The following is a 26962-nucleotide window of genomic DNA, read 5'->3' on the forward strand; positions in this document are numbered from 1 at the left end:
CGCGCTTTGGTGATCCCCTTGGTCCACCAAATCGCCCACCAACAATAACGTCTGGCCTTTGGGGCAGGCAGGGCCTGCACCAAAGCCTTCTAGAACAAAAGAACGAGAAGCGATGGCATCCCTCGCGGCCCACAATGTCCTCGCTCTCGACCTCGTGCTAGAGTGGATGATGTCGCGGGGGGTGAAGACGCCCAAGCACAAACAAAAAGCGCGGCCCGTTGCCGGACCGCGCTCGTTGAAATTGGAAGATGTCGAATGGACTTCTTAGAAGTCCATGTCTCCCATGCCGCCCATGCCACCTGGCATACCGCCGGGTGCGCCGCCGCTGTTTTTCTTTGGCGCTTCGGAGATAGTGGCTTCGGTGGTGATCAACAAGGAAGCAACCGAAGCTGCGTCTTGCAGAGCCGTGCGAACGACCTTCACGGGGTCGATGATGCCGGCGGTGATCATGTCGACATATTCTTCAGTCTGGGCGTTGAAGCCGAAGGAAACCGAAGCATTTTCAAGGATCTTACCGACAACGATCGAGCCCTCGACCCCTGCGTTTTCCACGATCTGACGGATCGGGGCTTGCAAGGCGCGACGGACGATATTGACGCCAGCTTCTTCGTCGTCGTTAGAGCCCTTCACCGTGATGGCTTTCGAAGCACGCAACAGGGCGCAACCGCCGCCAGCCACAATGCCTTCTTCCACCGCAGCGCGGGTTGCGTTCAGCGCGTCATCCACGCGGTCCTTACGCTCTTTCACTTCGACTTCGGTCGCACCGCCAACCTTGATCACAGCAACACCGCCAGCCAATTTGGCCAGACGCTCTTGCAACTTTTCACGGTCATAGTCAGAGGTGGTTTCTTCGACCTGACGCTTGATTTGCGCGATGCGGCCTTCGATATCGGCCTTTTCACCAATGCCATCGACGATGGTGGTGTTTTCTTTGGTGATGGTGACCTTCTTGGCGCGGCCCAACATCTCGATGGAAACGGTTTCCAACTTGATGCCGAGGTCTTCAGAAATCACTTGACCACCGGTCAGGATCGCAATGTCTTCCAGCATGGCTTTACGACGGTCGCCGAAGCCAGGAGCCTTCACAGCAGCAACCTTGAGGCCACCGCGCAGCTTGTTAACCACCAAAGTGGCCAAGGCTTCGCCTTCAACGTCTTCAGCGATGATCAACAATGGACGGCCCGATTGAACCACAGCTTCGAGGACTGGCAACATGGGCTGCAAGCTCGACAGCTTCTTTTCGTGGATCAGGATCAGAGGATCATCCAGCGCGACTTCCATCTTGTCGGCATTGGTGATGAAGTAAGGCGACAGATAACCACGGTCGAACTGCATGCCTTCAACGACGTCGAGTTCGGATTCGAGGCTCTTGGCTTCTTCCACCGTGATGACGCCTTCATTGCCGACCTTGCTCATGGCTTCAGCAATCATCTTACCGATTTCTGCTTCGCCATTGGCCGAGATGGTGCCGACTTGTTCGATTTCAGAGTTCGACGAAACCTTCTTGGCCGAAGCCTTCAGGCCTGCAACCACTTCGGTTACAGCTTTGTCGATACCGCGCTTCAAGTCCATGGGGTTACGGCCCGAGGACACAGCCTTCATGCCTTCACGCACAATGGCTTGAGCCAAAACGGTTGCGGTGGTGGTGCCGTCGCCAGCCGTGTCGTTGGTCTTGGAAGCCACTTCGCGCAGCATTTGTGCGCCCATGTTCTGGAACTTATCCTCCAGTTCGATTTCCTTGGCGACCGAAACGCCGTCCTTGGTGGTGCGTGGTGCGCCGAAGGATTTTTCGATCACCACATTGCGGCCCTTAGGACCCAAGGTGACTTTTACGGCATTTGCCAAGATATCAACGCCCTGAAGCATGCGGTCGCGTGCGTCAGAACCAAACAATACGATTTTTGCAGCCATGATTGGTGCCTTTCAAGTTTTAGGAAAAGGGGAAGATTAGGATTCGAGGACGCCCATGACGTCGCTTTCCTTCATGATCAGAAGGTCATCGCCGTCGATCTTCACTTCCGTGCCAGACCATTTGCCGAACAAGATGCGGTCGCCGACTTTCAAGTCCATTGCGATACGGTCGCCATCTTCGTCGCGGGCACCTGGGCCAACGGCAACGACTTCGCCTTCTTGTGGCTTCTCTTTGGCGGTGTCTGGGATGATGATCCCACCTTTGGTTTTGGTTTCTTCTTCAACGCGCTTTACCAGCACGCGATCGCCAAGCGGACGAAATGCCATTTGACTTGCTCCCTTTGAGGATTGTCAGGTTTCAGAAAATCAGTGTCGTCCAATCAGACAGGCGTCGTGCTTTAGCACTCACCTCGCCCGACTGCTAACACAGCGTGCAGGTAGGGATGGCCTGTCTGCGTGTCAACAGGGGCGAGGGTGAAAAAAATGCAGTAGGCTTAACTGCGTCGCAGCCTTAGGCACGAGGCTGGAAGCGCGGGACGCCTGCCCGCCATAAAGCGAAGGCATATTCGTCTGCAGTTTTGGAGTCGATCTGCCCGCGCGTCGAGCCGATGCCATGGCCTTCGTCAAAGGTCACCCGCATGATCACAGGTTTCTTCTGCTTGGGGAGCGCTTGTAGGCGGGCTGCGAGTTTACCGCCTTGGTGTGGCGCGACACGCGGATCGGTAATGCCCGTAATCACCATGACTGCCGGATAGGACACATCGTCCTGAATAGTGAAATAGGTGTCCATGGCGACCAGATTGCGATAGTCTTCTGCCACCCGAGGGTCGCCAAATTCAGGGAAATTGGCTGGTCCATTTTGTTCGACTTCCGAACGGGACAGATTCACGCACCCCACATCGCAGATCACACCAGCGAATAAATCGGGTCGGGTTGTCATGGCGCGGCCAACCGCCACCCCGCCAGCGGAAGTGCCTCGAATAGTTAGCTTGGCAGGACTGGTCAGGCCGCGTGCAATCATATCCTCGCAACAGGCAATGTAATCATTCCACGTATTGGACTTGGTGGCCTTTTTGCCGGCCTCGTACCACGGCCGTCCGTAATCTCCACCGCCGCGCACACTGGCGAACATAAGGATACCGCCCAATTCCATCATGGCCAGCGATCGAGGATTAACGAAAGGCGTATTGGAAACTTGATAGGCACCATAAGCATCAGCCAAACAGGGCGCGGGGCCGCGTTTGGTCGCATTCTTAGCTGCCATCACAACATAAGGGATCTGCGTGCCGTCCTTGGCCTTGGCAAGGTAACGTTTGCTTTCAAACGGCGTCAGATCAATGTTCGGCTTGGGCGACAAACCGGTGTCTGAGAATTGATCGGTGTCGGGATTATAATTCCAAATGCTGCGATGCTGCAGCCATCCAGACAGAACCATATCGAGGCCGGGACGCGTTGCACTGCTGAAAACCGCATAAATGCCTGCCTCAAAAGGCATTGTGAGATCGTGTAATCTGCCATCTTTACTGAGACGGCGCAGCCGCTGGGGACCTCCATCCATGATTTGGATATAGAGCCCATCGGATGCAACACTTAAAGCCTCAATTGGGTTCCGGCTGGCGGGAACCACTTCGCGGGCGCTGGTCAGGCTCGGCTCTTTAAGGTCAACCGCCACGACGCGGCCAAGCGGATTTTCCTTTTCCGAAGTGAGATAGAGCGTCGAACCGGAATGAGCAAAGCCCGTTATCGTATCAGCCTGCGAACATATTTTTGTCCAAACCGGAAGCCCTTTGGTGATCCCCTCTAGCGGCGCACTCCAAATGCTGAGTTCGCGGCGCACCCCATCAATGCCCAACAAGAGTCCAAAATCGGAATCATCGGCTGTCATCAGGATCGGAAACTCAACCTCGGTCAGGTCAACCATTTGATGCAATCCGAAGGTCGCGGCTTTGAGATCATCCTTCGGATCGTCACCAAGTTTGTGGAACCAACAAACCGACTTCATAAAATAGTCCGGCGTGCCCTGCATGGTTTGGTCAGAGAGGCGATTGATGAAGAAACCCGAGGAATCGGGCAACCAATAGGCTGGGCCAAATAAAGCGCGCTCAAAAACCTCCTTGAGCGTAACCCCATCTGCAACCCGAATCACACGGCCCACAGATTCTTCCGATCCCGCTGGTGAAGAACCATAGACAACATGCGTACCATCTGGGGAGGCCCGCCACCAATCTAAAGAAACATGGGCCCCACTTTCGGTTTTGGCCGTGTTGGGATCGAACAATACGCGGCGCGTTCCATCCTCACCCTGTACTTCTAGCCGGGCACTGCTTGCACCCGCTGGGCGGACCGTGAGGAAGAGATTATTCCCTGCCCTTTGAAGGTCACGAACCGCTTCAGTCGCCCCGGACAGAGCTGCGATCCGCTTCTCAAGTGCTGCGCGCCCCGGCAAGCGGTCGAGTACATGGCGCGCATAGGCCCCTTGTGCTTTAGCATAAGGCACCCAATCGGGATCCTTGGGATTCTCCATCCAGCGATAAGGATCGATCGTTGTGATGCCAAAACGGGTCATGACAACAGGCTCGACCCGAGTGACAGGTGGCCTGATTGCGGCATAAGCCGGCTTGAAACCGATAAGCCCTATGCCAGCGCTTGCGCCAATACCTGCCATCAATTTCCGTCGTGTTGTCATTATCCCCCCCACACACAATTGGTGTATTATCAAACACCCTTGCTGCAATCACGAAAACGTTACTATCTGGAATCCAAAAACGTCAATCGAAACATTAGGCCCAGGCGTTGCCGAACCCTACTGTAGCCAATCCTTCCGCCTACGATGACATCCGACCTCAAACTTCCTATCTGCTCGCCATGACCGACACACCCCTCACCCTCGTCAAAGCATGGACCGCCGCGCGCAAGCGTTTGGAAGCGGCACAGATCGACACGCCTGTGATCGATGCAAGGATTTTGTTACTGGCAGCTGCCGAAACAGATCGTGCCACGTTGATTGGCGACCCGCACCGACTTTTGACCCCTGAAGCAGCGGCGCGCTTTGAGACCTATGTGCAACGCCGCGAACAGCGCGAGCCTGCTGCCCATATTGTTGGCAAGAAGGGGTTTTGGACGCTCGACCTCATCAGCGATCGTCGCGGCCTTGTACCGCGACCGGAGACGGAAGTTATTGTCGACTTGGTCCTGAAGGCGCATGCGGTGGATGTGCCCAACCGGGTGCTAGACCTTGGGACAGGGTCTGGGGCCATTTTGTTGGCGCTTTTGTCCGAGCGTAAAAGCTGGACTGGGGTTGGTATTGACCGCTCTGAAGAGGCCCTAGCCCTAGCAGCTGAAAATGCCGCTTTGCATGGCTTGTCGGAGCGGGTCGAGTTGCGGCTGGGTAATTGGCATCAGGGCGTGGACGAAGAATTTGATATTGTCGTCTCAAATCCCCCTTACATCCCATCAAAGGTGATCGACTCGCTGCAAGACGAGGTGCGTCTGCATGATCCCCGTTTAGCGCTTGATGGTGGCGAGGATGGACTGGATCCATATCGGATTTTGTTTGCTGCCTTGCCGCACGTTCTCAAACCCTCTGGTGTATTTGCCTTTGAGTTCGGGATTGGGCAAGCCGACGCCGTGATGGCGCTGGCCGAAACCGTCCCGGGACTGATTAATTTGCGCGTGATCAAGGACTTATCTGACATAGATCGTGTCATTTTTGGAACCCGTGCCTAGCGAGAAAGCCTTGCATGAGGTCGCTTGACCAAAGTTGGCCAAATTCGGGGCTAAAAAAGCCTTTACAGATATAAATTCCAGTCGCACACTTTCCTTGTCTGAAGCGGATCCACCCAAAAAAGGACTGCACAGGCAAGGGAGGACAATATGGCTAGAAAAGCATTGCTCAGCGGGGCAAGTGCCCTGTTGGCTGTTATGATAACGACAGGCGCGACGCAAGCATTCGCACAATCCACCACGACAGAGGAAGCTCCGAAGAAAGAAGTCGAAGTTATTGTGGTAACCGGTTCCTTCATTCGGGGGACTTCAGAAAGCGCTTCATTACCCGTGAATGTGATCAGCTCGGCTGATCTGGAAAAGGCGGGCACCCCCAGCACGGTTGAGTTGATCAAACTCCTCAACGTCTCAAGCGGGGTCCAAGGCGACACCAACCAGTTTGATGCCCGGGCGCAAGGCAATGAAGGGGCAGGCTCGGTCAATTTGCGCGGCATTGGTCCTGAGCGGACGCTTGTGCTTCTGAATGGTCGCCGGATGGCCTACAACCCCTTCGGGTTGGTCGGCACGGTGGTCGACACCAATTTGATCCCCTCCGCTGCAATTGGCCGGGTTGAAGTGCTCAAGGACGGTGCAGCCGCGACCTACGGGTCTGACGCGGTGGCCGGCGTGGTCAACTTCATCACGCGCACCAATCTTGAAGGCTTTGAAGTCGGTGGCGACTATAAGGCCATCGACGGCTCCGACGGCAATTACACGCTCGCCGCCTCTTGGGGCCATCAAACAGATCGGGCAAAACTCTTTGTCTCGCTCGGCGTTCAGATGAAGAGCGAATTGCCGCTGATCGAACGTGATTGGGCCAATCGAGACTATCTCTCAAACCCAGAAGGGGGTTGGTCGGCAGCAGGCAACCCTGGCACTTACATCGCAATCGGCCCGACGGGTGCACCGGTTTCAGGAATTACGCGGGAACCAAATTGTACCGGCTTGGGTGGCTTTGCGGGCTTTAGCGCGACCACACCCGTCTGCTTCTTCCATTTCACGCCTTATGACAACATTGTTGAAAAGGAAGAGCGGTCACAGCTGTTTGCAAGTGCAGATGTAGACATCAATGAAGACCACACGCTGCATGCAGAACTTCTGATCTCCAATACCAACACGCCAGAATGGAAGACCTCGCCGAGCTACGCCTTCTTGCAAGCACCCTCCGCACAAGCCCTACCTGCGATTTCAGGTCTGCCCGGGCGCTTCTTCGTGCCCGTCACAAACCCTGGCTATATTGACCTTTTGGCCAAGAATCCCGGACTGTTCCCTGCCAGCACGATTGGCGTAAACATGTTGGCCTATCGGCCATTCAGCTTTGGCGGCAATCCGAAATTCACCCCAGAAGACCCACGTGGTGGCTCGCAAGGGGAGCGCAGCTTTGAAGCTGTGCGCGTGTCTGTCGGATTGAAAGGGAAACTGACCAACACCGTCAATTATGACGTTAATCTTGCGGCTATGGATGATACCGGTATCCGTACGGGCTATGACGTCTTGGTCAACCGCTTCCAGCTTGCGCTGCGCGGCTTAGGCGGCCCCAATTGTAACGTGGCTGCCAATACGCCGGGGGCCAATGGATGTCAGTGGTTCAGCCCATTTGGCACCGCCATTCCCGGTAATTCCATCACAGGCGTTGCTAACCCGCAATATAATGCTGCCTTGGGTACAGCCAACGCCGCTTTAGTGGATTGGTTCTATCCAGAAGTGCGCACCAAGCAGACCTCCAGCTTGGTCGTGTTTGATGCCGTCATCAATGGCGAAACCAGCTTCAAGCTGGGCGATGGACCTATTGGCTGGGCTTTGGGCTATCAATATCGCAAGAATAGCTTCCGCTCTGATTTCTCCAAGTTTTCAGATCTAACCCAACAGCCTTGCGTCTCCTCGCCAGACTTCAACAACAACACCTGCGCGGCCGTAACCGGCCCAACAGTATTCTTGTCCGGCTCATTCCCTGCCAATGTCAGTGCAGACGTCAATGCGGCTTTCTTCGAACTGCGACTGCCCTTTACCAGTAACTTTGAAGCCCAAATCGCAGGACGCTATGAGGACTTTGGTGGAGCCGTCGGCTCAACCTTCAATCCGAAGCTCTCCGCCAAATGGCAAGTAACCGATGCCCTCGCCTTGCGGGGCTCGACCAGCACGACATTCCGGGCTCCGTCGGTGTCCAACATCCAGCCAACTTCTGTGACAACGTTGCAGAGCATTTTGGGGACGTTCCGGGCCGTTGATATTTTCGGTAATCCAAACCTGGAACCAGAAACCGCAACCACCTATAATCTGGGTGCCTTGCTGGACATGGGCAATTTCAAGGCGTCCATCGACTATTGGCGCTTTGACTTTGACAATCCAATCGTGAACGAGCCAATCGCAGGCTTGGTTTCGGCCTTGTTCCCAACAACCGGGCTCGGCAATTGCGGCAATCCAACCTTTGCCGCGATCCAAGCTAAATTCACTTTCAGCGGTGGCGTGTGTAACTCTGCCAATATTTCACGCCTGAACACCACGGTGATCAATGGCTCAGCCGTCTTAACCGATGGGGTTGATGTCAGTGTGGACTATACGTTCCGCGATGTGATGGGTGGGGATTTGAAGCTCGGCTTAGATGCCACCTATACCATGAGCTATGATGTTGCGGCATTGAGCATTGGCGGGGTGAAGGTTGCCGATCCACTCGATGCGGTTGGGAAACTTAACTTTCAAACCACCGCCTATCCGCTGCCACAGTATAAAGGCACGCTCTATGGTCTTTATGAGACTGGAGGTCATTCACTCCGCTTAGCGATGAACTTCATCGATGAATATGTAGACCAGCGTACGGCACCCTTTGCCCCGAGCTTGAACTACAGCGCAGTAGCCGGAACGCCTGCCTCCATCACTACGGGCAAAACGATTGAAGCTTGGCAGTCGTTCGACCTGACTTATCGCTGGGCGATGGACAATGATCTGACCTTCACCTTCGGCATTGAGAACATCCTCGACAAGGATCCAAGCTTTGCGCGTTTGGAACTCAATTACGATCCATTCACGGGCAACCCCTTGGGCCGGACCTATAAGATCGGCTTGAAGAAAGCTTTTGGTGGCCCGAAATAAGCTTTATGCTGTCCGACCTAGCAGCGGCCCGACCCTAGATTGGTCGGGCCGTTTGCATGGCGCCCCAACGCGTTTTAACTGAAACCAGCAGAATTAGGTCTTTTCAACGCCAGCTAATCAAGCTAAGAGATCATTCGTCCGTGATGCAGCCCAAAGGGGGGCCTGTATATGGAAACGACACACCATCAACTCTAGCCCAAACCTTTCATCCGCTTTCACTCTGATCTTGGCCCTGGGTCTTGATTTCAGTGACATGCAATTTGAGGCTTGTGGAATCAAGGAAATGATCGTGTGAATACAGTCTGTCCGTGAGACGTTGAAATCCATTTCGGGATTAGGTGTTAGCGATAGCTGTTTTTGGAGCCGGTTGTGCAAGGTCACGGATCAATTGCACGAAAACCACGCTCTCTTTTTTAAATCTTTGCGTGTCAGACGTCTTTTGGAAGCAGTCACGCAAAAACCATGAAGCCGGCTTGCAGGCTTGCTCATGGCACTAATTGGCCAAACCACAGCCAGGAAACAAATAGGGCTTGCATGATGAAGCGGCAACGCGGTCGGGGACGTAATCCAGGCCAAAAACCACAAAACAACAATCCAAATCGCGCCTATGAGTCGAACGGACCCGACATTAAAGTCCGGGGTTCGGCGCAGACGGTGTTTGAGAAATACCAACAGCTCGCCCGCGATGCCAATTCTTCCGGCGACCGCGTCCTAGGTGAAAATTATCTGCAACATGCGGAACATTATTTCCGCGTCTTGCGCGCCATGCAGCCAACTTTTGTGCCGCGCACCGAAATGATGATCGCAGGCTATGAAGATGAGTCTGACGATGGTGACGATACCAATGAAGCCATGGAAGGCGCTGAAGGCGAAGGCGTTGACGGCAGCGAGGGCGCGCCTCAGCCAGAGTTTAATCAAAACCGTCAACCCCGCGAAAACCGCTTTGATCAGAACCGTGGCGAGGGTCGCAACGAACCCCGCGGGGAAGGTGACGACGACCGGTTTGGCCGCCGCCGCCGCCGCCGTCGCGATCGCTTCGGTAATGAGATGCCCTATCAAGCCAATGGCGGTGGGGAAGAAGGTCAAGGCGAAAATTCGCGCCCACCACGACAAGACAATCGCGGCGAAACAGGTGGAGAGCAGGGCTTTAACGGTTCAGGAGAAGGCTATGCCCGTCCGTTGAGCGCGCCACCGAGTGAATTTGCTGAGCCGACAAGCTTTAGCGAACCCCAAGAAATCGTCGCCGCTTCGGAAACCGCTCCGGCGCGCGAACGTCGCCCACGTCCCCCCCGCGCCCCACGCCCACCGCGTGAAGCCAAGGGTGAGGATTCAGGTTTTGGCGCGGAATTGCCCGCTTTCTTGGCGGCCCCGGTTCCAACACCGACAGCCGACTAAACCAAGCGGCTTTCTCTCGAAATTTAAAGGGCGGCGAGGCATTTGCTTCGCCGTCTTTTTTGTTACCGACAAGTTGACAAGCAATCACACGGTTGTGATTAATGACCCTTCAACTGGGGCATTTTAGCCATGTCATCTCTCGATCCTGTTCACGTACCTGCAAGCTCCGAGCGCAATTTTTACTTGATTTTCTGGGTGCTAAGCCTTGCGGCGGTGTTATTGGGATTTGTGCCCGGCCTTGGCCTCTATTTGGCAGGCGCAAAGCCTTGGCCGCCCTTTGTGGTGCATATGCACGCCGTGTTGTTTTATGGCTGGATGGCGTTTTTTCTGGTTCAGATTTGGCTGGTCCGCACCCAGAATCTTAAAACCCATATGAAGCTGGGGCTGGCTGGCATTGGTCTTGGCGCGGCCATGACGGTGATTGGCACCTTTATGACGTTCTATATGGCCAAGTTCCATTATCTGAATGGCGAGAGCCGCCAGCTTGAATTCATGATCGTGCCCCTGTCGGATATGGTCAGCTTTCCGATTTTCTTTGGGGCCGCAATTGCCTTTCGGAAAACAGCGGCCACCCACAAGCGCCTGATGCTATTGGCAACGACGGTTTTGCTGGGGGCAGGCTTTGGTCGCTTTATGGGCCGCCCCCTCTCAGAAGTCTTTGGCGACGATACGACCTTTGGCTTCTGGTTCACACGTTATCTTATGCAATTTCTGATGATGGCCGGTGCGATGATTTACGACTTGGCGACACGGCGCGCAATCCATGCTGCTTACCTCATAGGCGTGCCTTTCGTGCTAGCCGTTCAGCTATTCACAGCCTATGTCATCACCAATCCGGCGTGGCCGAGTTTCGCAAAAAGTTTGATTGGAGTGAGTTGATGAAGATTGCATTTCAGCCTTTGCGCTCGGCTTTGGTGATAGGTTTTGTTGTGACCACAACTCTGGTTTCAGGCTGCGACTTCAAGGCAAAAGTCGAAATCGAAGAAGGTGGCACAATCGCTTTCGTTGAGCCTGTCATTCGCACTCCGATCGCAGGGCGTCCAACTGCAGGGTATTTCGACTATGAAACTTCGTTTAACAAGACAGATCGGATCATTGCGGTGGCTTCACCCGCATTCAAACGCGTTGAAATGCACGACAGCGTTACAGAAGGCGGGATGAAGAAGATGGTTAAGCTCGATACACTTGAACTCCCGGCCAAAAGTTCAATTAAGTTTGCACCCGGCGGCAAACATCTCATGCTTTTCGAGCCCACAAAAGAGCTCAAGAACGGCGATCAGGTCAAAGTAACGTTTGTGTTCGCGGAGCAGAGCCCAATGGTCCTCACCTTTCATGTGCGAGATGTCGTTCCCATGACTGGCACGGTGCAAATCATGGACCATAGCAAGATGGATCACGGCTCTGTGGATCACGGCGCGATGGGTCATGGTGACAAGAAGCCTTGAGTCCATGCTGCCTGCGGGAGGTGCGGTGCAAAGGCCTAGTCGGGACGCCAACACCTCGTTAAACCTGACCCCGTGACCATTCCTCTTGACGCCCAACCCAGCACCTTTGTGGAACGCGCGCCCCGCGCGTGGCAGCCCTATTTGCGTCTATCCCGCCTTGATCGGCCGATTGGGTTTTGGCTGTTGGCCTTACCGTGCTTTATGGGGCAGTTTTTGGGCCGCGCCGGGATTGGCTTTTCGGCACTGGACGCTCTCCTCTTGGCTCTCTGGGTGATTGGGTCTATCGCCATGCGCGGGGCGGGCTGTAGCTTTAACGACCTTGTCGACCGCGATATAGACGCCAAAGTAGAGCGCACGGCAGGCAGGCCCCTGCCCGCAGGCTTGATCAGCGCCAAACAAGCCCTGATCTGGACGTTAGCGCAGTGTTTGGTCGGCCTTTTGGTCTTACTTGCCCTGCCGACTCCGGCCCAAATTATGGCGCTGTGCGCGATACCGATGGTGGCAGCTTATCCCTTCATGAAGCGCATTACGTGGTGGCCACAAGTTTGGCTGGGCCTTACCTTCAATTGGGGCGTGCTGGTGGGTTATGTGGCAGTCATGGGCAGCCTCGATACATCCGCCCTTGCCCTTTATGCCGCCTGCGTGGCGTGGACCATTGGCTATGACACCATTTATGCCCAGCAAGATGTCGAAGATGATGCGCTGGTAGGGGTGAAATCGACGGCGCGATTGTTTGGCGATCACGCCAAGCGCTGGGTTGGTGGTTTTTATCTGGCGACAACCCTTTTGGCAGCAGGAGCCTGTCTCTTGGCCGATCAACCTCTGGCCAGTCTGATCGTCGGCCTTTGTGGTGTGTTGGCATTTGGTCTGCATCTTCTCGGACAGGTCAGGCAAATGCCGGCGGATGGGCTAGCCAAAGAGCCGTTAGCTCTGTTTAAATCCAACAAGACCGCAGGCTTGATCTTGGTGGTCGGTTTGATGGTGCAGGCGCTTGTCGGCTGGCTAGTATCCGCAGGAGAATTGGGATGAGCGAAGCGTTAGCAGCCTTAGACCCGGTCATGGCGCGCTTAATTGCCACCCATGGCCCATGCCCCATTCCAACGCGCGAGAGCCAGAGCGCCTATCAAAGCCTGTTTCGCGCCATTGTGTATCAGCAATTGTCCGGCAAGGCGGCTGGAACGATTCTAGGCCGCGTGCTGACCCTGTGTGGCGATCCAGAAGCGGCACCAGATCCTACCCATTTCCTCAACCATTCAGACGAGGCTTTGCGCGCCTGTGGCCTATCGCGACAGAAGCTTGCCGCCTTACGCGATCTTTCTCAAAAGCGACTGGACGGCATTGTGCCTGACAGCGCCGAAATCGATCATTTGCCCGACGAAGAGATCATCACCCGACTAACAGCCGTTCGCGGCGTCGGTCAGTGGACGGTGGAAATGTATTTGATGTTCACGCTGGGCCGACCCGATGTATGGCCCGTCGACGATTTGGGCGTGCGCAAGGGTTGGATGATGGCTTATGGTCTATCTGAAATGCCTAAGCCAAAGCCGTTTAAAACGATGGCAGACCATTTGCGCCCCTACCGCACCCAAGCGGCCTGGTATTGTTGGCGCGCCGTCGATACGGTGACACCCGATGCATAAGGGCTGGCTCATCGCCACCTTCTGCCTCTGCCTCAGTGCATGCGCGACGGTGGGCGGCCTGCAACCCCGCACACCGGCCGAAACCCTCATCGGATTTTGGGATAATCAAGCCCAAATTAAAGCCGCACCTGCCGAACTCTTGCGCCCACCAGCAGCCGGAAACCCCTATCCCTGGGTGGATGCTCAAAGCGCGCATTTCTTTGGCGTAAAGGCTCCTAAGATTGCCGGGCCGAAAGATCAGGCGATCTATCTTGTCTGGCGCAGTGGCGGTGCAACCAGTCCCATTAGTCGTCAGCGTTTATGGGTGTTTCGCCCACAAGAGGGCGGCGGAATGGTGATGGACTTTTACGCCTTCAAAACCCCAGAAGCCTTTGCAAACGCACAGCCCGGCACGGCTGCTTTCCAACATATAACCTTAGACGATTTGACCGCTTATGGCCCCGCCTGCAGCTTGCCGGTCATCAAAACAGCGACAGGCTGGACGGCATCTATCCCGGCTGCCTGCTCGATCACGGCGCGCTCGGGCCGGAAAATGACTCTGTCTGCCGTGCTGACCTTGGATGGTGAGCGCTTTAGCTATCAAGAACACGGCCTGCTGGAATCGGGTGCCTATGCGTTTAAAGTGCCCGGTGGCCCCGCCTATCAATTCATCAAAAAAGGACCTGCCTCATGACCCTGCTGATCTTAGGACTCATCATCTTCTTGGGCGCGCATGCCTTTGTGCGTTTTCGCGGACCGCGTGATCAAATGGCCACCAAATTGGGTGCCCAGCCGTATCGCGGCGTGTTTTCCCTGATTAGCTTGGCGGGCTTTGTGCTGTTGATTTATGGTTATGGCCAGTATCGCGCGGCGGGTATGATCCCGGTCTGGACGCCGCCGACTTTCCTCAGCCACATCACCCTCCTCCTCATGCTGCCAGTTATGATCCTCTTGGTTTCGGCCTACTCGCCCGGCAAGATTAAGGCCGCCGTCGTGCACCCCATGCTCGCCGCAGTCAAAATCTGGGCTTTGTCCCACCTCTTGGCCAATGGGGATTTGGGCTCCATGCTACTATTTGGGAGTTTCTTTGCTTGGGCCCTATTTGCCCGTATCCGCCTTGGCAAGGCCGATCGCGTGCGCTTGCCGATGGGGACGGGCGACTGGATTGCCATCGGGGGCGGTACGGCAATCTGGGTGGCCTTTAGTGCGGGTCTGCACAAAGTGCTGATCGGCGTCAGCGTATTCGGCTAAGCCATGCCAGCCCCAACAATTGATCCCAAAACCATCTTTACGCCGGAAGAATGGGCCAAACTGAGACAGCGCAATGACTGGATCGGCCTCGGCTTGGTGGCCCATGCGTGGGTGGTGATTGGGTTGGCTGTTGCGCTATTTGCTTGGGCTCCAAACCCCGTGACTTGGCTGATCGCGGTGATGGTAGTCGGCGCGCGCCAATTGGGGCTGGCCATCCTGATGCATGAGGCGGCCCACGGAGGCCTCAGCACCAATCAAAAACTCAACGACTTTGTGGGTCATTTTTTGTGTGGTGCACCAGTTGGTGCATCGCTGTATCGCTACCGATCGTATCACCTATCGCACCACCGCAATACCCAACAAAGTGACGATCCTGACCTGGGCCTTGCTGCCCATTTCCCGATCAGCAAGAAGAGCTATCAGCGTAAACTAATCCGGGACTTAACCGGGCAAACCTTTTTCAAACAAACCCTCAAACCTCTCTGGGGAATTCTGCGTTCGCCGGGGCAAGCAAGCCCAGAAGCCCGCTCAACAGCCTTAACATTCTTGGGCGCACAGGCCGCTATCTTTGTCATTTTTGCCGCTGCTGGCCAAACCCTTGCATTCTTCGCCATCTGGTTAATTGGCCAAGCAAGCTGGTATCCAGCTGTCACCCGCTTACGCAATATTGGCGAGCATGCCTGTGCCACACCAGACCCAAGCGACCCGTGGCGGCTGGCCCGCACCACTTATGCCAATCCCATCGAGCGTTTGCTAATTGCGCCCTATTGGGTCCATTTTCATGCCGAGCATCATCTATGGATGTACATCCCCTGCTATCGGCTGGAAGCCACACATAGCCTTTTGAAACAGAAAGGCTTGACCGAAAAGATGGAGATTAAGCACGGCTATCGTCAGATTTTGGAGCTTGCAACGGCAAAGCTGGCCCCTTGACCTAGGGCTCCAACAAGTCAGGCATTGGGTTGGCTTCCAAAGCTGGCATGGCACCGTAAGGCGACTGGGCAGTACTGGGCATCTGGCGGTCAATTGCTGCTTGGTCGGCCATATCCGCCGAAGATACAGTGCTGGTAGCGCAGCCAGAAACGGCCAAAAGCGATAAAGCGGCTAGGGCAACGCAATTGAGCTTCATAACTTCCCCCCAGATTTCGACCCAGCAAACTCCAAAATCGCCTATGTCTCGCCGCCATGTTCGAACGAAACAACTTTAAGCCATCAAAATTGCTAAGGAGAAGACCTATAATTGTCAAGTATCAACTTGAATTTTTCAGGGATGAATACAAAGAAAAAGGCCCATTTCTGAGCTTGAAACAGGCCTTAATCCGCGCTTTTTTCAATAGAATTAGCTGTTGGGCTGGTTCGCGGGCGCTGGCGCGCCTTCTGGCTCCAAGGTTACTTTCATGGGATTAGGTACCAAATCCAGCATGGCCCCGGAACTGGCGTCCACACCTGCCCCAATCAGGCCGCCGACCAGAACATTGCCCGCCATTGCCGCCCCGCCAGCACCGGCAACTTTTGTAACCACCGAACCCGTATAGGTCTTATAACCAGGCTTTGTGACCGTAACCATAAACTCAGATTTGCGCGGCATTTTGAATGTACAGGGTGTCGCCAAACAGCCATAGCCATTGGTGGTCGCAACCGTTGCGCCAGACGGCATGGTTTCAATGGTGAATGTAGCGTTCGTACCACGCGTTATTGTCGCGCAGCCAGACAGCGCCATTGCGGAAATGGCAACAGCAGCACCCAATTTAAACTTCATACTTTCCCCCAAAAAATCAAGCAAAACAGGAAAAATCTGGTTTGAATATTTATCGCAAGCCCCAATCCCATTTAGTTTTGCTTATCCAACACAACTTACGATATGAGGCTGAAGCTAAACACCGGATCACCCTTGTCAATCACGGCAGGTGTAGATTGTTATCCCCAGTAAAGATTTTCGGTGGTCGCAGCTTAAACAAAAAGATAAATGGTCATGAAATTTGATAGCTATAAGTCTTTTATTGTCGACAATACGCGGAAACTACAGCCACCACATTGCCCGGAAATCACCCTACATTTGGCCGATAAAGCCGTCGCTCTTTGGCAATTGACCGCCGATGAATTGGATCAACAAGGCCTGCCTTTGCCATTTTGGGCCTTTGCTTGGGCGGGTGGGCAGGCGTTAGCCCGCTATCTTCTTGACAATTCAGCGATCGTTGCTGGCAAGTCAGTCTATGATTTGGCATCTGGCTCTGGTCTAGTCGGCATTGCGGCGAAATTGGCGGGTGCAGGCCAAGTGGTCGCGGTTGATATTGATCCTTTCGCCATTGCTGCCATCACCCTCAATGCAGCCAGTAACGGCGTCGAACTTGCAACTCATCAAGGCAATATAATTGGCCAAGAGCTACAGGCAGACGTGTTGCTGGTCGGCGACCTCTTTTATGAGCGCGAGATCGCCGAGCCATTATTTGCTTGGCTTCAGAAGTGCCAGGAAAGAGGGGTTCTTGTCCTGATCGGCGATCCTGGTCGAACCTATTTGCCGAAGGATAAGCTCCAAGAGCTCGCCTGCTACCAAATCGAAGTGTCACGCGAATTGGAAGACCAAGATATCAAAGTGACTCGCGTATGGGGCCTTGCTTGACTAACGCCCGATTGTTCGATTGAAGAGGTCCAAATTCGGCCTATGTGATGGTCGAAACATCTAAAGCGCGAAACCACAAAGAAGGACCTGACATGAGACATTGGTTTGCTGCCATTCTGGCGCTTTGCAGCCTAAGCGCCTGCTCTGGGCCACAGGTGCTCAACCTCGTGGCACAAACGCCAGGGCCCGTTCAGCACGATATCCGCTATGGCCCATTGCCGCGCCATATGTTGGATATCTATTCGCCAAAGGTCATGCAAGCCGACACGCCCGTTCTGGTGTTCTATCATGGCGGGTCTTGGCAATATGGCTCCAAGGATGACTATAAATTCTTGGGTTCTGTATTTGCGGCGCGCGGCATCCAAACCGTCGTCGTCAATTATCGCTTGCATCCAGAAGTGATTTTCCCGGCCTTTGTCGAAGATGGTGCCAAGGCCCTTGCCTTTACGCAAAAGTCGATTGCGAAGGGGCGGCCCGTGTTCATTGCTGGCTACTCCGCTGGTGCCCATATTGCCGCGATGATTGCGCTGGATCCACGGTTTCTCGCAGCCGAGGCAACGACGATTTGTGAAGCTGCCAAGGGTGTTATTGGCATCGCTGGGCCTTACGACTTCACCCCTGTCGATCCGGTCTTTAAACGCATTTTCCCAGCCGAAATTCTGCCCAGTACCAAGCCGATCACCTATGCCGCCACTAAAGCCCCGCCTATGTTGCTGCTCCACGGCACCAAAGACAAAACAGTGGACCCAAAGCGCAGTGAGCAATTGGCGGCTGCCTTGGCCGAGCATAAAAATCTGGCTTATGTGAAGCTCTATCCTGGGGTCGAGCACCTCTATATTCTCGGTGCAATTTCGCCAGTGGTACGGCGCAGCGCCCCAACCTTAGCCGACACTGTGAATTTCATCCAAGCCCAAAAGGCGGCCGGCTATCCCGGCTGCGCCAGTCAGGTCAAAAGCTAATGCGGCGCTTTGATCCTTCTGCCCGCAATGTCTTGGGTGGACCACTTGAATTCTGCTCGATGAACCCGCTGACTGGTTGGTTCAGGAATGGCTGTTGTGAGACCGAAGGCTTAGACCATGGCACCCATGTTGTCTGTGCCGTCGTGACCAAGGCCTTTTTGGCCCATCAATTGCGCGTGGGAAATGATCTCATAACACCGCGCCCGGAATATAGGTTTGCGGGCCTTAAACCCGGCGATCACTGGTGCGTCTGCCTGACCCGGTGGAAAGATGCACTGGATGCGGGCTGTGCACCCCCAATCATACTGGAAGCCACACATGAAGAGGCTTTGGTTGTTGTGCCGCTTGAAACCCTCAAATCCTATGCGGCGGAGGCCTAAAGCTTATGCCCCAGATTACCGAGCCAGTGTTTGAAGATTTGGGTTCAGGCCGGGGCCGGCTTACCTTTGTCGGCGACATGGCTGCTGGCGCTCACCTGTGCGAAATCACCTGGTATCACCGGCCTGATGGCATACGCGTATTGGACCACACCTTTGTGCCTCCTACACTCACTGGGCACGGTTTGGCGGCCATCCTGACGGAGGCAGCCCTTAACCGGGCGAGAAAAGATCAGGTCCGCATCCTGCCGCACTGTTCTTACGTCGCACGTTGGATTGATCGCCACCCAGAATGGCAAGAATGGGTGGCCACTTAGTCAGGCTCCCACAAACCGACCATTTAGCGCCGCCATTTCAGCTGCATCGGGCAGTTCCCACATCGTCTCGACAAAGTCGAACATGGAACGATCAACCTCCATCGCATAGGTTTCACCCTTCGTGGCATTGCGGGTTTGGACTCGCGCCCAACGGGTTTCAACTGGCACGTCCAGAACATGCAGGATCACGGGGGCATGCGCTTGCTTGGCGAGATCGGCAAATTTTTGCCGATGCGCAGCTTTGGTAAACCCTAAATCCAAGACCACCGGAACGCCAATCGAGACAGCCTGTTTTGCTGTTTCAAAAATCATGGCCTCACATCGATCAATGCGCGCCATCGTCCAATCAAACTCAATGGGCTGTGGGCTATCCTGCCAAAACAAAGTTACCATCCACTGGTCAATAGCAAAGTGGAGGCCAGCAAGATCACGCGCTAAGGCTTGCGCGTAGGTCGACTTGCCTGCCCCAGTCGAACCGCAGATCAAATGAAATGATGCCTCTGCCACAACGCCTACTCCTCATTTAGAAATGCTTTAAGGCTCAGGTGGTGAAGATGGGCTTGTACATCCTGTGGCCAGCGCCCAATCAAGGATAAAAAGCGTGCCTTTTGACCGGCAAATAAAGCCCGCGACACTTCATCATAATCTGGTTCATTCCCCGCCACGGCGGCCATAAATCGATAGAGCGCCTCGCGTCCTTCGTCCAGCGCATTCGCCCCTTCTGTCTCGCGACGAGCAGCCTCAACCAATTTTCGCAACGTCACACTCGCCCCGCCTGGCTGACGGGCCAACCAGTCCCAATGACGCGGCAAAAGTGTTACTTCGCGCGCAGCAACGCCCAATTTGGGTCGCCCGACCTTACGCACTGAAGCAAATTCAGCCGGTTGTAGACGCGCGACGACATCAGCGAGGCTGCCGCGCAAATCGAGTTCAATCGGCTGGCTGGTGTCGCGATGAAACACCAAGACGGAAAGAGTTGGGTCCTGATCCAGCTTGCGTTTGACGCTCGCCGCCACCTCCCGCAGCGCACCAAAGGCCAATAGCTGCGGGCCTGCAAAGGCAATAGCGGGTAAATCCTCTTGATAGGTCATAATTGGCTCCTGTGAGTCATTATTACCCGGATAAAATATTCTAGGTCAATATCATCCGGATAAAATTAAACAGCAGTCACATCGTGTGCACTGTCACGTGACTGAAAATAGGGATGACCTGGCCCCAGCCTCGGACTACATGAGGTTAGACGGAGGACACATGGCCTATAAAAGCATGCGCGAGTTCATGGCGCGGTTGGAGAGCGAGCAAAAACTGGTGCGCGTGCGCGAGCCGATCTCGACTGTCTTGGAGATGACAGAAATTCAGACGCGCCTCCTCGCCACCGGAGGGCCAGCAACCCTGTATGAGCATGCTTTAATGGCCGATGGGTCGAAATCGAGCATGCCAGTGCTCACCAATTTGTTTGGCACGGTTGAGCGGGTTGCTATGGGCGTCACCATGGACGGTAAAGACCGCCGCACCGCGCAAGACCTGCGCGAAGTGGGAGAGCTTTTGGCTTTCTTGCGCCAGCCAGAGCCACCCCGTGGCTTGAAAGAAGCCTTTGATCTGCTGCCGCTTGCAAAGACCGTCATGCAAATGCGGCCAAACACAATCTCAGGCGGCGTTTTTGCGAAAGCACCTTGCCAAGAAGTCGTTTGGGAAGGGGCAGACATCGATTTGTCGCGGCTGCCAATCCAGAGTTGCTGGCCAGGTGAACCCGCACCTTTGATCACTTGGCCCCTCATCGTCACCAAGGGCCCAAGCGACAAGCGGCAAGATAATTATAACCTCGGCATTTATCGTATGCAGCAATTGGGTAAGGATCGCGCCATTATGCGCTGGCTCGCCCATCGTGGTGGCGCACAACATTATAAGCGCTGGAAAGATACTAAACCCGAACCTTTGCCAGCCGCCGTCGTCATTGGGGCAGACCCAGGCACGATTCTCGCTGCGGTCACTCCCGTCCCTGACACTTTGAGCGAATATCAGTTCGCGGGCCTGATGCGCGGCCGTAAGCTCGACCTCGTACCTTGCAAGACCATTCCGATTGAAGTGCCGGCTGAAGCTGAAATCATCATCGAAGGCCATGTGCTCTTGGATGAATTCGCCGATGAAGGCCCCTATGGCGACCATACAGGTTATTATAATTCAGTTGAGAAATTCCCGATCTTCCAAGTCTCGTGCATCACGATGCGCAAGGATCCGATCTATTTATCGACCTTTACAGGTCGTCCGCCTGACGAGCCTTCTGTCTTGGGCGAGGCCTTGAACGAGGTGTTCATTCCCCTCCTGCAACAGCAATTTCCTGAAATCACAGACTTTTGGTTGCCACCTGAGGGCTGCTCCTACCGCATCGCCGTGATCTCGATGAAAAAGGCCTATCCGGGCCATGCCAAGCGGGTGATGATGGGTGCTTGGTCCTTCTTGCGCCAATTCATGTACACCAAATGGATCATTGTGGTCGATGACGACATTAATGCGCGCGACTGGAAGGATGTGATGTGGGCCGTCTCAACCCGAATGGATCCGGCACGCGATATCACACTCGTTGACCGCACGCCTATCGACTACCTGGACTTTGCGAGCCCAGAGAGCGGTCTTGGTTCCAAAATCGGTCTCGATGCGACGAACAAAATACATCCTGAAACCCACCGCGAGTGGGGCGAAGAAATCCGGATGGACAAGAAGGTCATTGATGCTGTGACACAGAAATGGGGCCGCTTGGGTCTACCAGGAGGCGGCAGGCCAATCTGGAAATAGGCCGGCGTGGTCCGCTCATACACGCAAATCAAGACGAAGCTTATCGGCTACAAGGCCTGCTTGAGAAGTGTCTAAGCGACGTAAATTCAGCTCGGTGAGCGCGCCGCCAAACTGAACAGCATCAGCATATTTATCAGCGTTTTTCGCCGCCTCAATTGGTTGCGTACCGCCCCTAGGGTGGGCAGGATCTATGTTTTTCTTGGCGAAAGATACGTCCGTACAATCGCGACATACATAGCCATTGACAATTTCCATAGCGACTTCCCGTTTGAGACTGGTTTCAAAGGCAAGTACGCCACACACAAATCATGGGTTACAAAAGGAAAAATTGTCTGATTTCAGGTCCAATTTATGGTTTCTCTTTTCTTAACGACGCTTGGCAGCCTGCAAAGCAAGCGCGCGTCTTGCGCGATGGACCGCAGCATCTAATTCTTGCAGAAAGCGGGAGCGGTCGCTGGCGGCGAAGGGCCTTGGTCCTGATGTTGCAACTCCCATGGCGCGAAGATGTTCGCCGATTTCCCGACCGGCTAAGGCTGAGCCAATGGAATCGCGCGTAAAGGGCTTGCCTTGGTTGCCAATCGCCTGCGCGCCGGTCTTTAGAGCCCGGTCCGCCAAAGGAATGTCTTGGGTAATCACAATATCGCCAGTCTGGCACCGCTCAGCGATCCAATCATCAGATGCATCTGGGCCTGTATTAACGATCAGCCTTTCGATCAGCGGATGGGTTGGAATTTGAATGAAGCTATTGGCAACAACAAAAGTCTTTAAGCCGTAACGGAGCGCGACTTTGTAGACCTCATCTTTCACAGGGCAGGCATCGGCGTCGACAAATAGGCGAGTCATGCCGCTTTATGGCTGAAAGCCTGTCTCAGCACCAGACCAAGACCGAAGAGGAATTAGTCGCGCCCGCGCGGGACGTCGACAAAGCCCGAATAATCTACCATGCGCTGGGGCATGAGTTCTTCAAACTGCTCACGCATGACGCGCGCCAATTTGAGCCCAAGGAAAAGAGCCAAACTACCCAAGGAAACCAAAATGAGACTTGCAATGATAACTGGCATCTGCGTGCCTCCCCACCATTTTTGCTCAGGCTACCACCCGAGTGCTGAAATCCGATAAACTTACACCTCACGTTTATGATGCGCCTTTTCATTCATTCTTAAAGGCTGTTTCGATGACGATTTAATGTTATCTGCCTGATGAACATCCAGGTTTGGCTTTTTGAGAGGATCTATTATGTCAGCTTCTGCCGCGGTCGCCCTATACACAGGACTGAATGTACTGATCATTTTGGCATTGATCTGGCAGGTGATCCGCTATCGCCGCCGCGAAAAGATAAGCCTAGGTGACGGCGGGCATCCCGGTTTGATTCGAGCTATTCGCGCCCATGCGAATGCAACCGAAGTTGCCCCCATTGCGTTAGTCGGTCTTAGTGCCATGGCGATCGCCAGTGCACCCGTTTGGGCGATCCATGTCGGTGGATTAAGCTTAACGGTCGGACGGGTTTTGCATGCTTATGGCTTAAGCCGGGTCGAGGGCGCTTCATTTGGGCGTATGGTCGGCATGCTCTTGTCGCTCATCGCCTTGGTCTGGATCGGCATAGCCTGTGTTTGGGCAGCCTTTTAGAAACGCTGCACCTCCAAACGACAAAGGGTCGCTGCCCCAAAGCAGCGACCCTTCAGCCCCCAAACGCGCCCAAAAAGACGCGCTTATCTTAGAATACGCCTTGGCCAACCCCACCATCGACAAACATCGATGAGCGGAATGTTGCAGTTTGCTGGCTTGCTGACTGACGGGTATTGGTAAAGGTCTCAGTGCGGGTGATGGTTGCATATTTGATGCCTGGACCAAAACGACGCAGCAGCGAGCGCTCGTTACAATCCGCTTCTGCCTTTTGTGCAACGCATTGAAGCGTGGCAGCGCCGACCGCACCCTTATCGCCCCGATAGGCCAATGCTTGACCCTTTTGGCATGAAATGGTGCGGCCACCATCGAAATTGGCTTCGCCATTGACGACTTTGCCAAGCGTGACCAGCATGCGGGTGCCAGCCATACAGCGGAAGACTTCGCCTTCAAACTCAGAACCGACCTTTGCATCACCATTGGTGCGCGACGCAGGATGTGGGGTGTCACGGTCATCCATACATACAGCGCGAATGGCGACTGTTTCTGTGATGGTACGGGTGTCTTGGAATTGTTCCATCACCGTTGCGGCTTGGCCGCCTGAAACTTGCAAGCCATCAATCAGGCCAGCAGTTACGGGCATGGGGGCTGAAAAGCCGCCGCCGCCGCCGCCAATATAGACGCCGCCGCCACCGCCACCGCCGCCAATCACAGTGGTGCTGCCACCAACATAAGTATTACCGCCCACCACAACATTGGTGCCGCCGAAATAGCTGCCGCCAACGCTGACGTTCACATTCGGGCCGGGCACATGAACATTTGGAACACCAATGATATGGCCTGTGGCAGAACCGCAGCAGCCGCCGGAAGGGCCTTGAACAACTGGGATATTGGTTGTGCCGTTACCGCCTGTGCCACAGCTATTGCAGCCACCCGCTTGTGCGGATGATGCCATAAAGGCCGCGAGAAGTGTGGCTGCGGCGATGTATCGAACTGAAACACTCATGGTGGGACTCCCCAAATTTTCTAAACCCATCCAGCAAGTCCGGCGCCAATTTCGCCCGTGTGGAGAGTATCGCCTCCCTAAGTCACCGAACTGGGTTGGCATGAGTCCTGCGCTACTCCTCGGAAAGCGGCCAGAAGGCGGCTTAAATCGAGGAAATAGACATGCATTACGGCGCACTTCATCCAGAGAGCCGGGCTTTTTTGAGCTCTTGGCAGGCCCTAAATGGGCTTGCAGACCAATCTGAAACAGGCTCCGCGCTTTCAAAAGACGCCACTTCCATGATCGGCCGTATCTTTTTGGCGCAGCGCGCCAGCGAGGGTGTTTTCACATTCAAGACAGTCGGAGCCGATTTAAAGCTTTGGACAGGCCGAGATTTACGCGATCATGACGTCAGCAGCCTATTTCACGGTACGGATCGGAATTTAATCCGCGCTCTTCTAGAATCTGCCATCGCCGGTCCTGGGCCAGCTTTGGCCCGTGCAGCTGCGTTTGGAGCCGCCTTTGGTCAAAGAACAGAAGTTGAGTGGGTATTCTTGCCTTTGACGGATAAGGCTGGCGCTGATCGTGTGTTGGGCCTTTTTCAGCCCCTCAAGCAGTCACCTTCTGTGTCTAAGCCCGTTCTACGCTTCTCATTGACCGCCCTCTTGCCACCAACACCAGAAATGCCGGTACGCCAAGGCCTACGCCTCGTGGTTAGCCGCGACTAGCCGAGCTTAGACTTCTGGTTGCGAGGCAGTTTGAAACTGTAGGGTTGCCAGCTCCGCATAAAGGCCACCACGCGCAATCAATTGATCGTGGGTCCCGGCTTCAACAATTTGGCCTTGATTGAGCACCAAAATCAGATTGGCACGACGGATTGTCGATAAACGATGTGCGACAACAATCGTGGTTCGATTGGCAGCGAAGCGATCAAGCGCTTCTTGAACACGGGCTTCTGAGTCGGAATCCAGCGCACTTGTTGGCTCATCCAGCAGCAAAATGGGACTATCGCGCACAATGGCGCGGGCCAAGGACAGACGCTGACGCTCGCCACCTGACAGGCGCGAACCGCGAGGTCCCACCTGGGTTGCCATCCCATCTGCCAATCGGTCTACAAAATCACAAGCCGCCGCCGATAGGGCAGAGCGAATAGCGGCCTCGTCTGCCGCGGGCAAACCCATCGCGACATTTTCGGCAATCGAGGCATCAAATAATGTGGCATCTTGACTGACAAGGGCAATGTGCTGGCGCAAACTGGCCAAGGTAACTTGGCCAATATCCTGCCCATCGATCAACACCCGCCCGGTGGTAGGATCAAACAGGCGGGGTATGAGATTGAGGATCGTCGACTTACCTGAGCCTGACGGTCCTACCAGCGCTAATGTTTGGCCGGGTTCGGCTGTAAAGCTAACCCCATCCAGCCCAATTGTGCCATTGGGCCAGTTAAAGCCGACATTTTGAAACTCGATCCGACCGGGCCCACGCGTCAGTCCTTTCGCGGCCGGGCGATCGGCGATGCTGGGGGTCTCATCCAAAACAGAAAAGAAGCGCTCCAAAGCCGAGAGCCCCTCTTGCAAGACGCTGTTTAAGCCACCCAAACTGCGGATCGATTGAGCCGCTAACAAAAGCGAGGCGATGAAGGCGGTCAATGTGCCCACGCTCGCCGCCCCTTGGGTAATGCGAAAGCCCGCAAAGGCAAAGACACCTGCAATGGCTAGCCCGCCCAAGACTTCAAGGATGGGATCGACCCTGCCCTTTTGTTCGGCCATTTTGAGGAGGAGCGACATACGTGTCGACAAAGCAGACCCAACACGGCTGCTCTCGGCCTGTTCCAAGCCGTAGGTCTTGACCAAACGAATACCGCCTAAACTCTCTTCAACCACCCCTGCCAAATCAGCCGCCTGATGCTGGGCACGCGCTGCAGTCTTGCGCAACCTTGCACCAATCATAGAAACTGGACCAATCGCCAAGGGGAGGATCACAAGGCATACCAGTGCCAATTGCCAGTCGCCCAAGATCATGACGCCAATCACGCCAATCAAGGTCAGAATATCGCGCACAAAGCTGTTTGCTGCACGCAGGACGGCCTCGCGTACGGCATTAATGTCATTCAGAAAGCGGGCAGAAAATGCGCCTGAGGGTTCAGCGCTTAGGCGGGCGAAATCCAAGGTCAAAAGCTTGGCGAATAGATCTTGCTGCAGCTTCGTCGTGGCCGCCAAAGCAACCCGATTGGTCAAGACGGTAGAGGCATATAGAGCGACCCCCTTGATCATGGTGGCCGCTATAATGGCTAAAGGGCCAGCCACGGCCATCGCAGTTGGTGCCATCCAGGCAGGGGTAACCTCTGGACGGGCGTCTTGGCCAGCGCTGAGCTTGGCCAGAGCATCAATGACTTGGCCAAAGAGCCAAGGATATGAAGCCGAAGCTGCGGCGACAACCGCCATCAAAAGGGTCGCCAAAAACAACGCGCCTGCATGCGGAATTAGCCAGCCAGACCAAAACCGTTTGATCAAATCGGTGCTCGACCCCGATTGTTTGGCAGGAGCCTTAGTGATCGTCTTCATCCGGCGTTGGCCCGTTTGGATCGATCAAACGGTGGGCATGGATCACGAAATAGCGCATATGGGCATTGTCCACCGTGCGCTGAGACGCGCTTTTCCACGCGTCGCGTGCTTCGGCGTAATTAGGAAAAGCGCCAACAAAATCCATCGCCTTGAGATCGCGAAACTCAACATCCTCTAAGTCCTGAACTTCTCCACCAATCACGAGGTGAAGCAATTGTCTCTTTGGGGTGGCTTTACGTTCCATTCGTTCC

Annotated in this window: 30 protein-coding genes; 17 read left to right on the forward strand and 13 right to left on the reverse strand. The window is 54.8% G+C overall.

The features are described from left to right. Positions 1–264: 264 nt before the first annotated feature. The 3 genes from groL to B7364_RS07365 all read right to left on the reverse strand — a co-directional run bounded on the left by groL (position 265) and on the right by B7364_RS07365 (position 4597). Positions 265–1911: a chaperonin GroEL gene (gene groL, locus B7364_RS07355; RefSeq protein ID WP_085339372.1), complete on the reverse strand. Its 1647-nt coding sequence runs from the start codon at positions 1909–1911 to the stop codon at positions 265–267. 36 nt (positions 1912–1947) lie between these two features. After that, positions 1948–2238, reverse strand: a complete 291-nt coding sequence (gene groES / locus B7364_RS07360) for a co-chaperone GroES (RefSeq protein ID WP_085339373.1) — start codon at positions 2236–2238, stop codon at positions 1948–1950. Positions 2239–2422: 184 nt separating this feature from the next. Next, complete coding sequence (locus tag B7364_RS07365; protein ID WP_085339374.1) at positions 2423–4597, reverse strand: prolyl oligopeptidase family serine peptidase; 2175 nt, start codon at positions 4595–4597, stop codon at positions 2423–2425. A 179-nt stretch (positions 4598–4776) separates the two neighbouring features. Between B7364_RS07365 and prmC the strand changes: the two genes are divergently transcribed. The 10 genes from prmC to B7364_RS07415 all read left to right on the forward strand — a co-directional run bounded on the left by prmC (position 4777) and on the right by B7364_RS07415 (position 15406). After that, the gene (gene prmC, locus B7364_RS07370; protein WP_085339375.1) at positions 4777–5637 is read left to right on the forward strand and encodes a peptide chain release factor N(5)-glutamine methyltransferase; all 861 of its coding nucleotides are present in this window, start codon (positions 4777–4779) and stop codon (positions 5635–5637) included. 147 nt (positions 5638–5784) lie between these two features. After that, on the forward strand, positions 5785–8763 hold the full coding sequence (locus B7364_RS07375; RefSeq protein WP_085339376.1) for a TonB-dependent receptor domain-containing protein: 2979 nt from the start codon (positions 5785–5787) through the stop codon (positions 8761–8763). 534 nt (positions 8764–9297) lie between these two features. Further along, positions 9298–10158 (forward strand): DUF4167 domain-containing protein, encoded by an 861-nt coding sequence (locus B7364_RS07380; protein WP_106407582.1) that lies wholly within the window; start codon positions 9298–9300, stop codon positions 10156–10158. Between the two features lie 129 nt (positions 10159–10287). Beyond that, positions 10288–11037, forward strand: a complete 750-nt coding sequence (locus B7364_RS07385; protein WP_085339377.1) for a hypothetical protein — start codon at positions 10288–10290, stop codon at positions 11035–11037. Then, positions 11037–11603: a copper chaperone PCu(A)C gene (locus tag B7364_RS07390; protein WP_085339378.1), complete on the forward strand. Its 567-nt coding sequence runs from the start codon at positions 11037–11039 to the stop codon at positions 11601–11603. Before B7364_RS07385 ends, B7364_RS07390 begins: the two co-directional genes overlap by 1 nt. A gap of 72 nt (positions 11604–11675) precedes the next feature. After that, a complete protein-coding gene (gene ubiA, locus B7364_RS07395) occupies positions 11676–12632 on the forward strand; it encodes a 4-hydroxybenzoate octaprenyltransferase (protein ID WP_085339379.1) in 957 nt (318 codons plus the stop codon). Next, a complete protein-coding gene (locus B7364_RS07400) occupies positions 12629–13243 on the forward strand; it encodes a DNA-3-methyladenine glycosylase family protein (protein ID WP_085339380.1) in 615 nt (204 codons plus the stop codon). Before ubiA ends, B7364_RS07400 begins: the two co-directional genes overlap by 4 nt. Next, positions 13236–13916, forward strand: a complete 681-nt coding sequence (locus B7364_RS07405; protein WP_085339381.1) for a CpcT/CpeT family chromophore lyase — start codon at positions 13236–13238, stop codon at positions 13914–13916. Before B7364_RS07400 ends, B7364_RS07405 begins: the two co-directional genes overlap by 8 nt. Beyond that, on the forward strand, positions 13913–14473 hold the full coding sequence (locus tag B7364_RS07410; protein WP_085339382.1) for an NnrU family protein: 561 nt from the start codon (positions 13913–13915) through the stop codon (positions 14471–14473). Before B7364_RS07405 ends, B7364_RS07410 begins: the two co-directional genes overlap by 4 nt. Positions 14474–14476: 3 nt before the next feature. Further along, on the forward strand, positions 14477–15406 hold the full coding sequence (locus B7364_RS07415) for a fatty acid desaturase family protein (RefSeq protein ID WP_085339383.1): 930 nt from the start codon (positions 14477–14479) through the stop codon (positions 15404–15406). A gap of 1 nt (position 15407) precedes the next feature. Here B7364_RS07415 and B7364_RS07420 read toward each other — a convergent pair whose 3' ends face one another. Together B7364_RS07420 and B7364_RS07425 are read right to left on the reverse strand one after the other, a co-directional pair. Further along, on the reverse strand, positions 15408–15602 hold the full coding sequence (locus B7364_RS07420) for a hypothetical protein (protein WP_085339384.1): 195 nt from the start codon (positions 15600–15602) through the stop codon (positions 15408–15410). A gap of 210 nt (positions 15603–15812) precedes the next feature. Beyond that, a complete protein-coding gene (locus B7364_RS07425; protein WP_085339385.1) occupies positions 15813–16232 on the reverse strand; it encodes a PEGA domain-containing protein in 420 nt (139 codons plus the stop codon). A gap of 213 nt (positions 16233–16445) precedes the next feature. Between B7364_RS07425 and B7364_RS07430 the strand changes: the two genes are divergently transcribed. The 4 genes from B7364_RS07430 (at position 16446) to B7364_RS07445 (ending at position 18746) form a co-directional block, all read left to right on the forward strand. Next, entirely contained in the window at positions 16446–17093 is a 648-nt protein-coding gene (locus B7364_RS07430) for a class I SAM-dependent methyltransferase (protein ID WP_085339469.1), read from the forward strand. A gap of 92 nt (positions 17094–17185) precedes the next feature. After that, positions 17186–18052 carry an alpha/beta hydrolase gene (locus tag B7364_RS07435; protein ID WP_157893561.1) on the forward strand — a complete coding sequence of 289 codons (867 nt, stop codon included), beginning with the start codon at positions 17186–17188 and terminating at the stop codon, positions 18050–18052. Then, positions 18052–18432: a DUF2237 family protein gene (locus tag B7364_RS07440; RefSeq protein ID WP_085339387.1), complete on the forward strand. Its 381-nt coding sequence runs from the start codon at positions 18052–18054 to the stop codon at positions 18430–18432. Before B7364_RS07435 ends, B7364_RS07440 begins: the two co-directional genes overlap by 1 nt. A gap of 5 nt (positions 18433–18437) precedes the next feature. After that, positions 18438–18746, forward strand: coding sequence for a GNAT family N-acetyltransferase (locus tag B7364_RS07445; RefSeq protein ID WP_085339388.1), 309 nt, complete (start codon positions 18438–18440; stop codon positions 18744–18746). Here the strand turns inward: B7364_RS07445 and B7364_RS07450 are convergent, their stop codons facing one another. Both B7364_RS07450 and B7364_RS07455 read right to left on the reverse strand, forming a co-directional pair. Beyond that, positions 18747–19253 carry an AAA family ATPase gene (locus B7364_RS07450; RefSeq protein WP_085339389.1) on the reverse strand — a complete coding sequence of 169 codons (507 nt, stop codon included), beginning with the start codon at positions 19251–19253 and terminating at the stop codon, positions 18747–18749. Positions 19254–19258: 5 nt separating this feature from the next. After that, complete coding sequence (locus B7364_RS07455; protein WP_085339390.1) at positions 19259–19837, reverse strand: DUF2239 family protein; 579 nt, start codon at positions 19835–19837, stop codon at positions 19259–19261. A gap of 160 nt (positions 19838–19997) precedes the next feature. Between B7364_RS07455 and B7364_RS07460 the strand changes: the two genes are divergently transcribed. Then, positions 19998–21539: a UbiD family decarboxylase gene (locus B7364_RS07460; RefSeq protein WP_085339391.1), complete on the forward strand. Its 1542-nt coding sequence runs from the start codon at positions 19998–20000 to the stop codon at positions 21537–21539. Between the two features lie 15 nt (positions 21540–21554). Here the strand turns inward: B7364_RS07460 and B7364_RS07465 are convergent, their stop codons facing one another. From B7364_RS07465 to B7364_RS17865, 3 genes are all read right to left on the reverse strand, one after another. Then, entirely contained in the window at positions 21555–21794 is a 240-nt protein-coding gene (locus tag B7364_RS07465; RefSeq protein ID WP_085339392.1) for a hypothetical protein, read from the reverse strand. A 111-nt stretch (positions 21795–21905) separates the two neighbouring features. Beyond that, on the reverse strand, positions 21906–22382 hold the full coding sequence (locus B7364_RS07470; RefSeq protein WP_085339393.1) for a YaiI/YqxD family protein: 477 nt from the start codon (positions 22380–22382) through the stop codon (positions 21906–21908). A 53-nt stretch (positions 22383–22435) separates the two neighbouring features. Beyond that, positions 22436–22600, reverse strand: coding sequence for a hypothetical protein (locus B7364_RS17865; RefSeq protein WP_157893562.1), 165 nt, complete (start codon positions 22598–22600; stop codon positions 22436–22438). A gap of 175 nt (positions 22601–22775) precedes the next feature. Between B7364_RS17865 and B7364_RS07475 the strand changes: the two genes are divergently transcribed. After that, complete coding sequence (locus B7364_RS07475; RefSeq protein ID WP_085339394.1) at positions 22776–23165, forward strand: MAPEG family protein; 390 nt, start codon at positions 22776–22778, stop codon at positions 23163–23165. Between the two features lie 88 nt (positions 23166–23253). On the opposite strand, the gene B7364_RS07480 is transcribed toward B7364_RS07475, so the two are convergent. Next, on the reverse strand, positions 23254–24168 hold the full coding sequence (locus tag B7364_RS07480; RefSeq protein ID WP_157893563.1) for a hypothetical protein: 915 nt from the start codon (positions 24166–24168) through the stop codon (positions 23254–23256). A 161-nt stretch (positions 24169–24329) separates the two neighbouring features. Between B7364_RS07480 and B7364_RS07485 the strand changes: the two genes are divergently transcribed. Continuing rightward, a complete protein-coding gene (locus B7364_RS07485; protein ID WP_085339396.1) occupies positions 24330–24875 on the forward strand; it encodes a PAS domain-containing protein in 546 nt (181 codons plus the stop codon). A gap of 6 nt (positions 24876–24881) precedes the next feature. Here B7364_RS07485 and B7364_RS07490 read toward each other — a convergent pair whose 3' ends face one another. Together B7364_RS07490 and B7364_RS07495 are read right to left on the reverse strand one after the other, a co-directional pair. Then, entirely contained in the window at positions 24882–26711 is a 1830-nt protein-coding gene (locus B7364_RS07490) for an ABC transporter ATP-binding protein (RefSeq protein ID WP_085339397.1), read from the reverse strand. Continuing rightward, the gene (locus B7364_RS07495) at positions 26695–26955 is read right to left on the reverse strand and encodes a DUF4170 domain-containing protein (protein ID WP_085339398.1); all 261 of its coding nucleotides are present in this window, start codon (positions 26953–26955) and stop codon (positions 26695–26697) included. Before B7364_RS07495 ends, B7364_RS07490 begins: the two co-directional genes overlap by 17 nt. Positions 26956–26962 lie beyond the last annotated feature (7 nt).

It is taken from the genome of Aquidulcibacter paucihalophilus, from assembly GCF_002105465.1.
In the GTDB taxonomy this organism is placed as follows: Bacteria; Pseudomonadota; Alphaproteobacteria; order Caulobacterales; family Aquidulcibacteraceae; genus Aquidulcibacter; species Aquidulcibacter paucihalophilus.

Bases quoted from the DNA above. Each gene is read 5' to 3' on its own strand.
- groL (WP_085339372.1), bottom strand. From the start codon at position 1,911: ATGGCTGCAAAAATCGTATTGTTTGGTTCTGACGCACGCGACCGCATG.
- groES (WP_085339373.1), bottom strand. From the start codon at position 2,238: ATGGCATTTCGTCCGCTTGGCGATCGCGTGCTGGTAAAGCGCGTTGAA.
- B7364_RS07365 (WP_085339374.1), bottom strand. From the start codon at position 4,597: ATGACAACACGACGGAAATTGATGGCAGGTATTGGCGCAAGCGCTGGC.
- prmC (WP_085339375.1), top strand. From the start codon at position 4,777: ATGACCGACACACCCCTCACCCTCGTCAAAGCATGGACCGCCGCGCGC.
- B7364_RS07375 (WP_085339376.1), top strand. From the start codon at position 5,785: ATGGCTAGAAAAGCATTGCTCAGCGGGGCAAGTGCCCTGTTGGCTGTT.
- B7364_RS07380 (WP_106407582.1), top strand. From the start codon at position 9,298: ATGATGAAGCGGCAACGCGGTCGGGGACGTAATCCAGGCCAAAAACCA.
- B7364_RS07385 (WP_085339377.1), top strand. From the start codon at position 10,288: ATGTCATCTCTCGATCCTGTTCACGTACCTGCAAGCTCCGAGCGCAAT.
- B7364_RS07390 (WP_085339378.1), top strand. From the start codon at position 11,037: ATGAAGATTGCATTTCAGCCTTTGCGCTCGGCTTTGGTGATAGGTTTT.
- B7364_RS07400 (WP_085339380.1), top strand. From the start codon at position 12,629: ATGAGCGAAGCGTTAGCAGCCTTAGACCCGGTCATGGCGCGCTTAATT.
- B7364_RS07405 (WP_085339381.1), top strand. From the start codon at position 13,236: ATGCATAAGGGCTGGCTCATCGCCACCTTCTGCCTCTGCCTCAGTGCA.
- B7364_RS07410 (WP_085339382.1), top strand. From the start codon at position 13,913: ATGACCCTGCTGATCTTAGGACTCATCATCTTCTTGGGCGCGCATGCC.
- B7364_RS07415 (WP_085339383.1), top strand. From the start codon at position 14,477: ATGCCAGCCCCAACAATTGATCCCAAAACCATCTTTACGCCGGAAGAA.
- B7364_RS07420 (WP_085339384.1), bottom strand. From the start codon at position 15,602: ATGAAGCTCAATTGCGTTGCCCTAGCCGCTTTATCGCTTTTGGCCGTT.
- B7364_RS07425 (WP_085339385.1), bottom strand. From the start codon at position 16,232: ATGAAGTTTAAATTGGGTGCTGCTGTTGCCATTTCCGCAATGGCGCTG.
- B7364_RS07430 (WP_085339469.1), top strand. From the start codon at position 16,446: ATGAAATTTGATAGCTATAAGTCTTTTATTGTCGACAATACGCGGAAA.
- B7364_RS07435 (WP_157893561.1), top strand. From the start codon at position 17,186: ATGAGACATTGGTTTGCTGCCATTCTGGCGCTTTGCAGCCTAAGCGCC.
- B7364_RS07440 (WP_085339387.1), top strand. From the start codon at position 18,052: ATGCGGCGCTTTGATCCTTCTGCCCGCAATGTCTTGGGTGGACCACTT.
- B7364_RS07445 (WP_085339388.1), top strand. From the start codon at position 18,438: ATGCCCCAGATTACCGAGCCAGTGTTTGAAGATTTGGGTTCAGGCCGG.
- B7364_RS07455 (WP_085339390.1), bottom strand. From the start codon at position 19,837: ATGACCTATCAAGAGGATTTACCCGCTATTGCCTTTGCAGGCCCGCAG.
- B7364_RS07460 (WP_085339391.1), top strand. From the start codon at position 19,998: ATGGCCTATAAAAGCATGCGCGAGTTCATGGCGCGGTTGGAGAGCGAG.
- B7364_RS07465 (WP_085339392.1), bottom strand. From the start codon at position 21,794: ATGGAAATTGTCAATGGCTATGTATGTCGCGATTGTACGGACGTATCT.
- B7364_RS07470 (WP_085339393.1), bottom strand. From the start codon at position 22,382: ATGACTCGCCTATTTGTCGACGCCGATGCCTGCCCTGTGAAAGATGAG.
- B7364_RS17865 (WP_157893562.1), bottom strand. From the start codon at position 22,600: ATGCCAGTTATCATTGCAAGTCTCATTTTGGTTTCCTTGGGTAGTTTG.
- B7364_RS07475 (WP_085339394.1), top strand. From the start codon at position 22,776: ATGTCAGCTTCTGCCGCGGTCGCCCTATACACAGGACTGAATGTACTG.
- B7364_RS07480 (WP_157893563.1), bottom strand. From the start codon at position 24,168: ATGAGTGTTTCAGTTCGATACATCGCCGCAGCCACACTTCTCGCGGCC.
- B7364_RS07485 (WP_085339396.1), top strand. From the start codon at position 24,330: ATGCATTACGGCGCACTTCATCCAGAGAGCCGGGCTTTTTTGAGCTCT.
- B7364_RS07490 (WP_085339397.1), bottom strand. From the start codon at position 26,711: ATGAAGACGATCACTAAGGCTCCTGCCAAACAATCGGGGTCGAGCACC.
- B7364_RS07495 (WP_085339398.1), bottom strand. From the start codon at position 26,955: ATGGAACGTAAAGCCACCCCAAAGAGACAATTGCTTCACCTCGTGATT.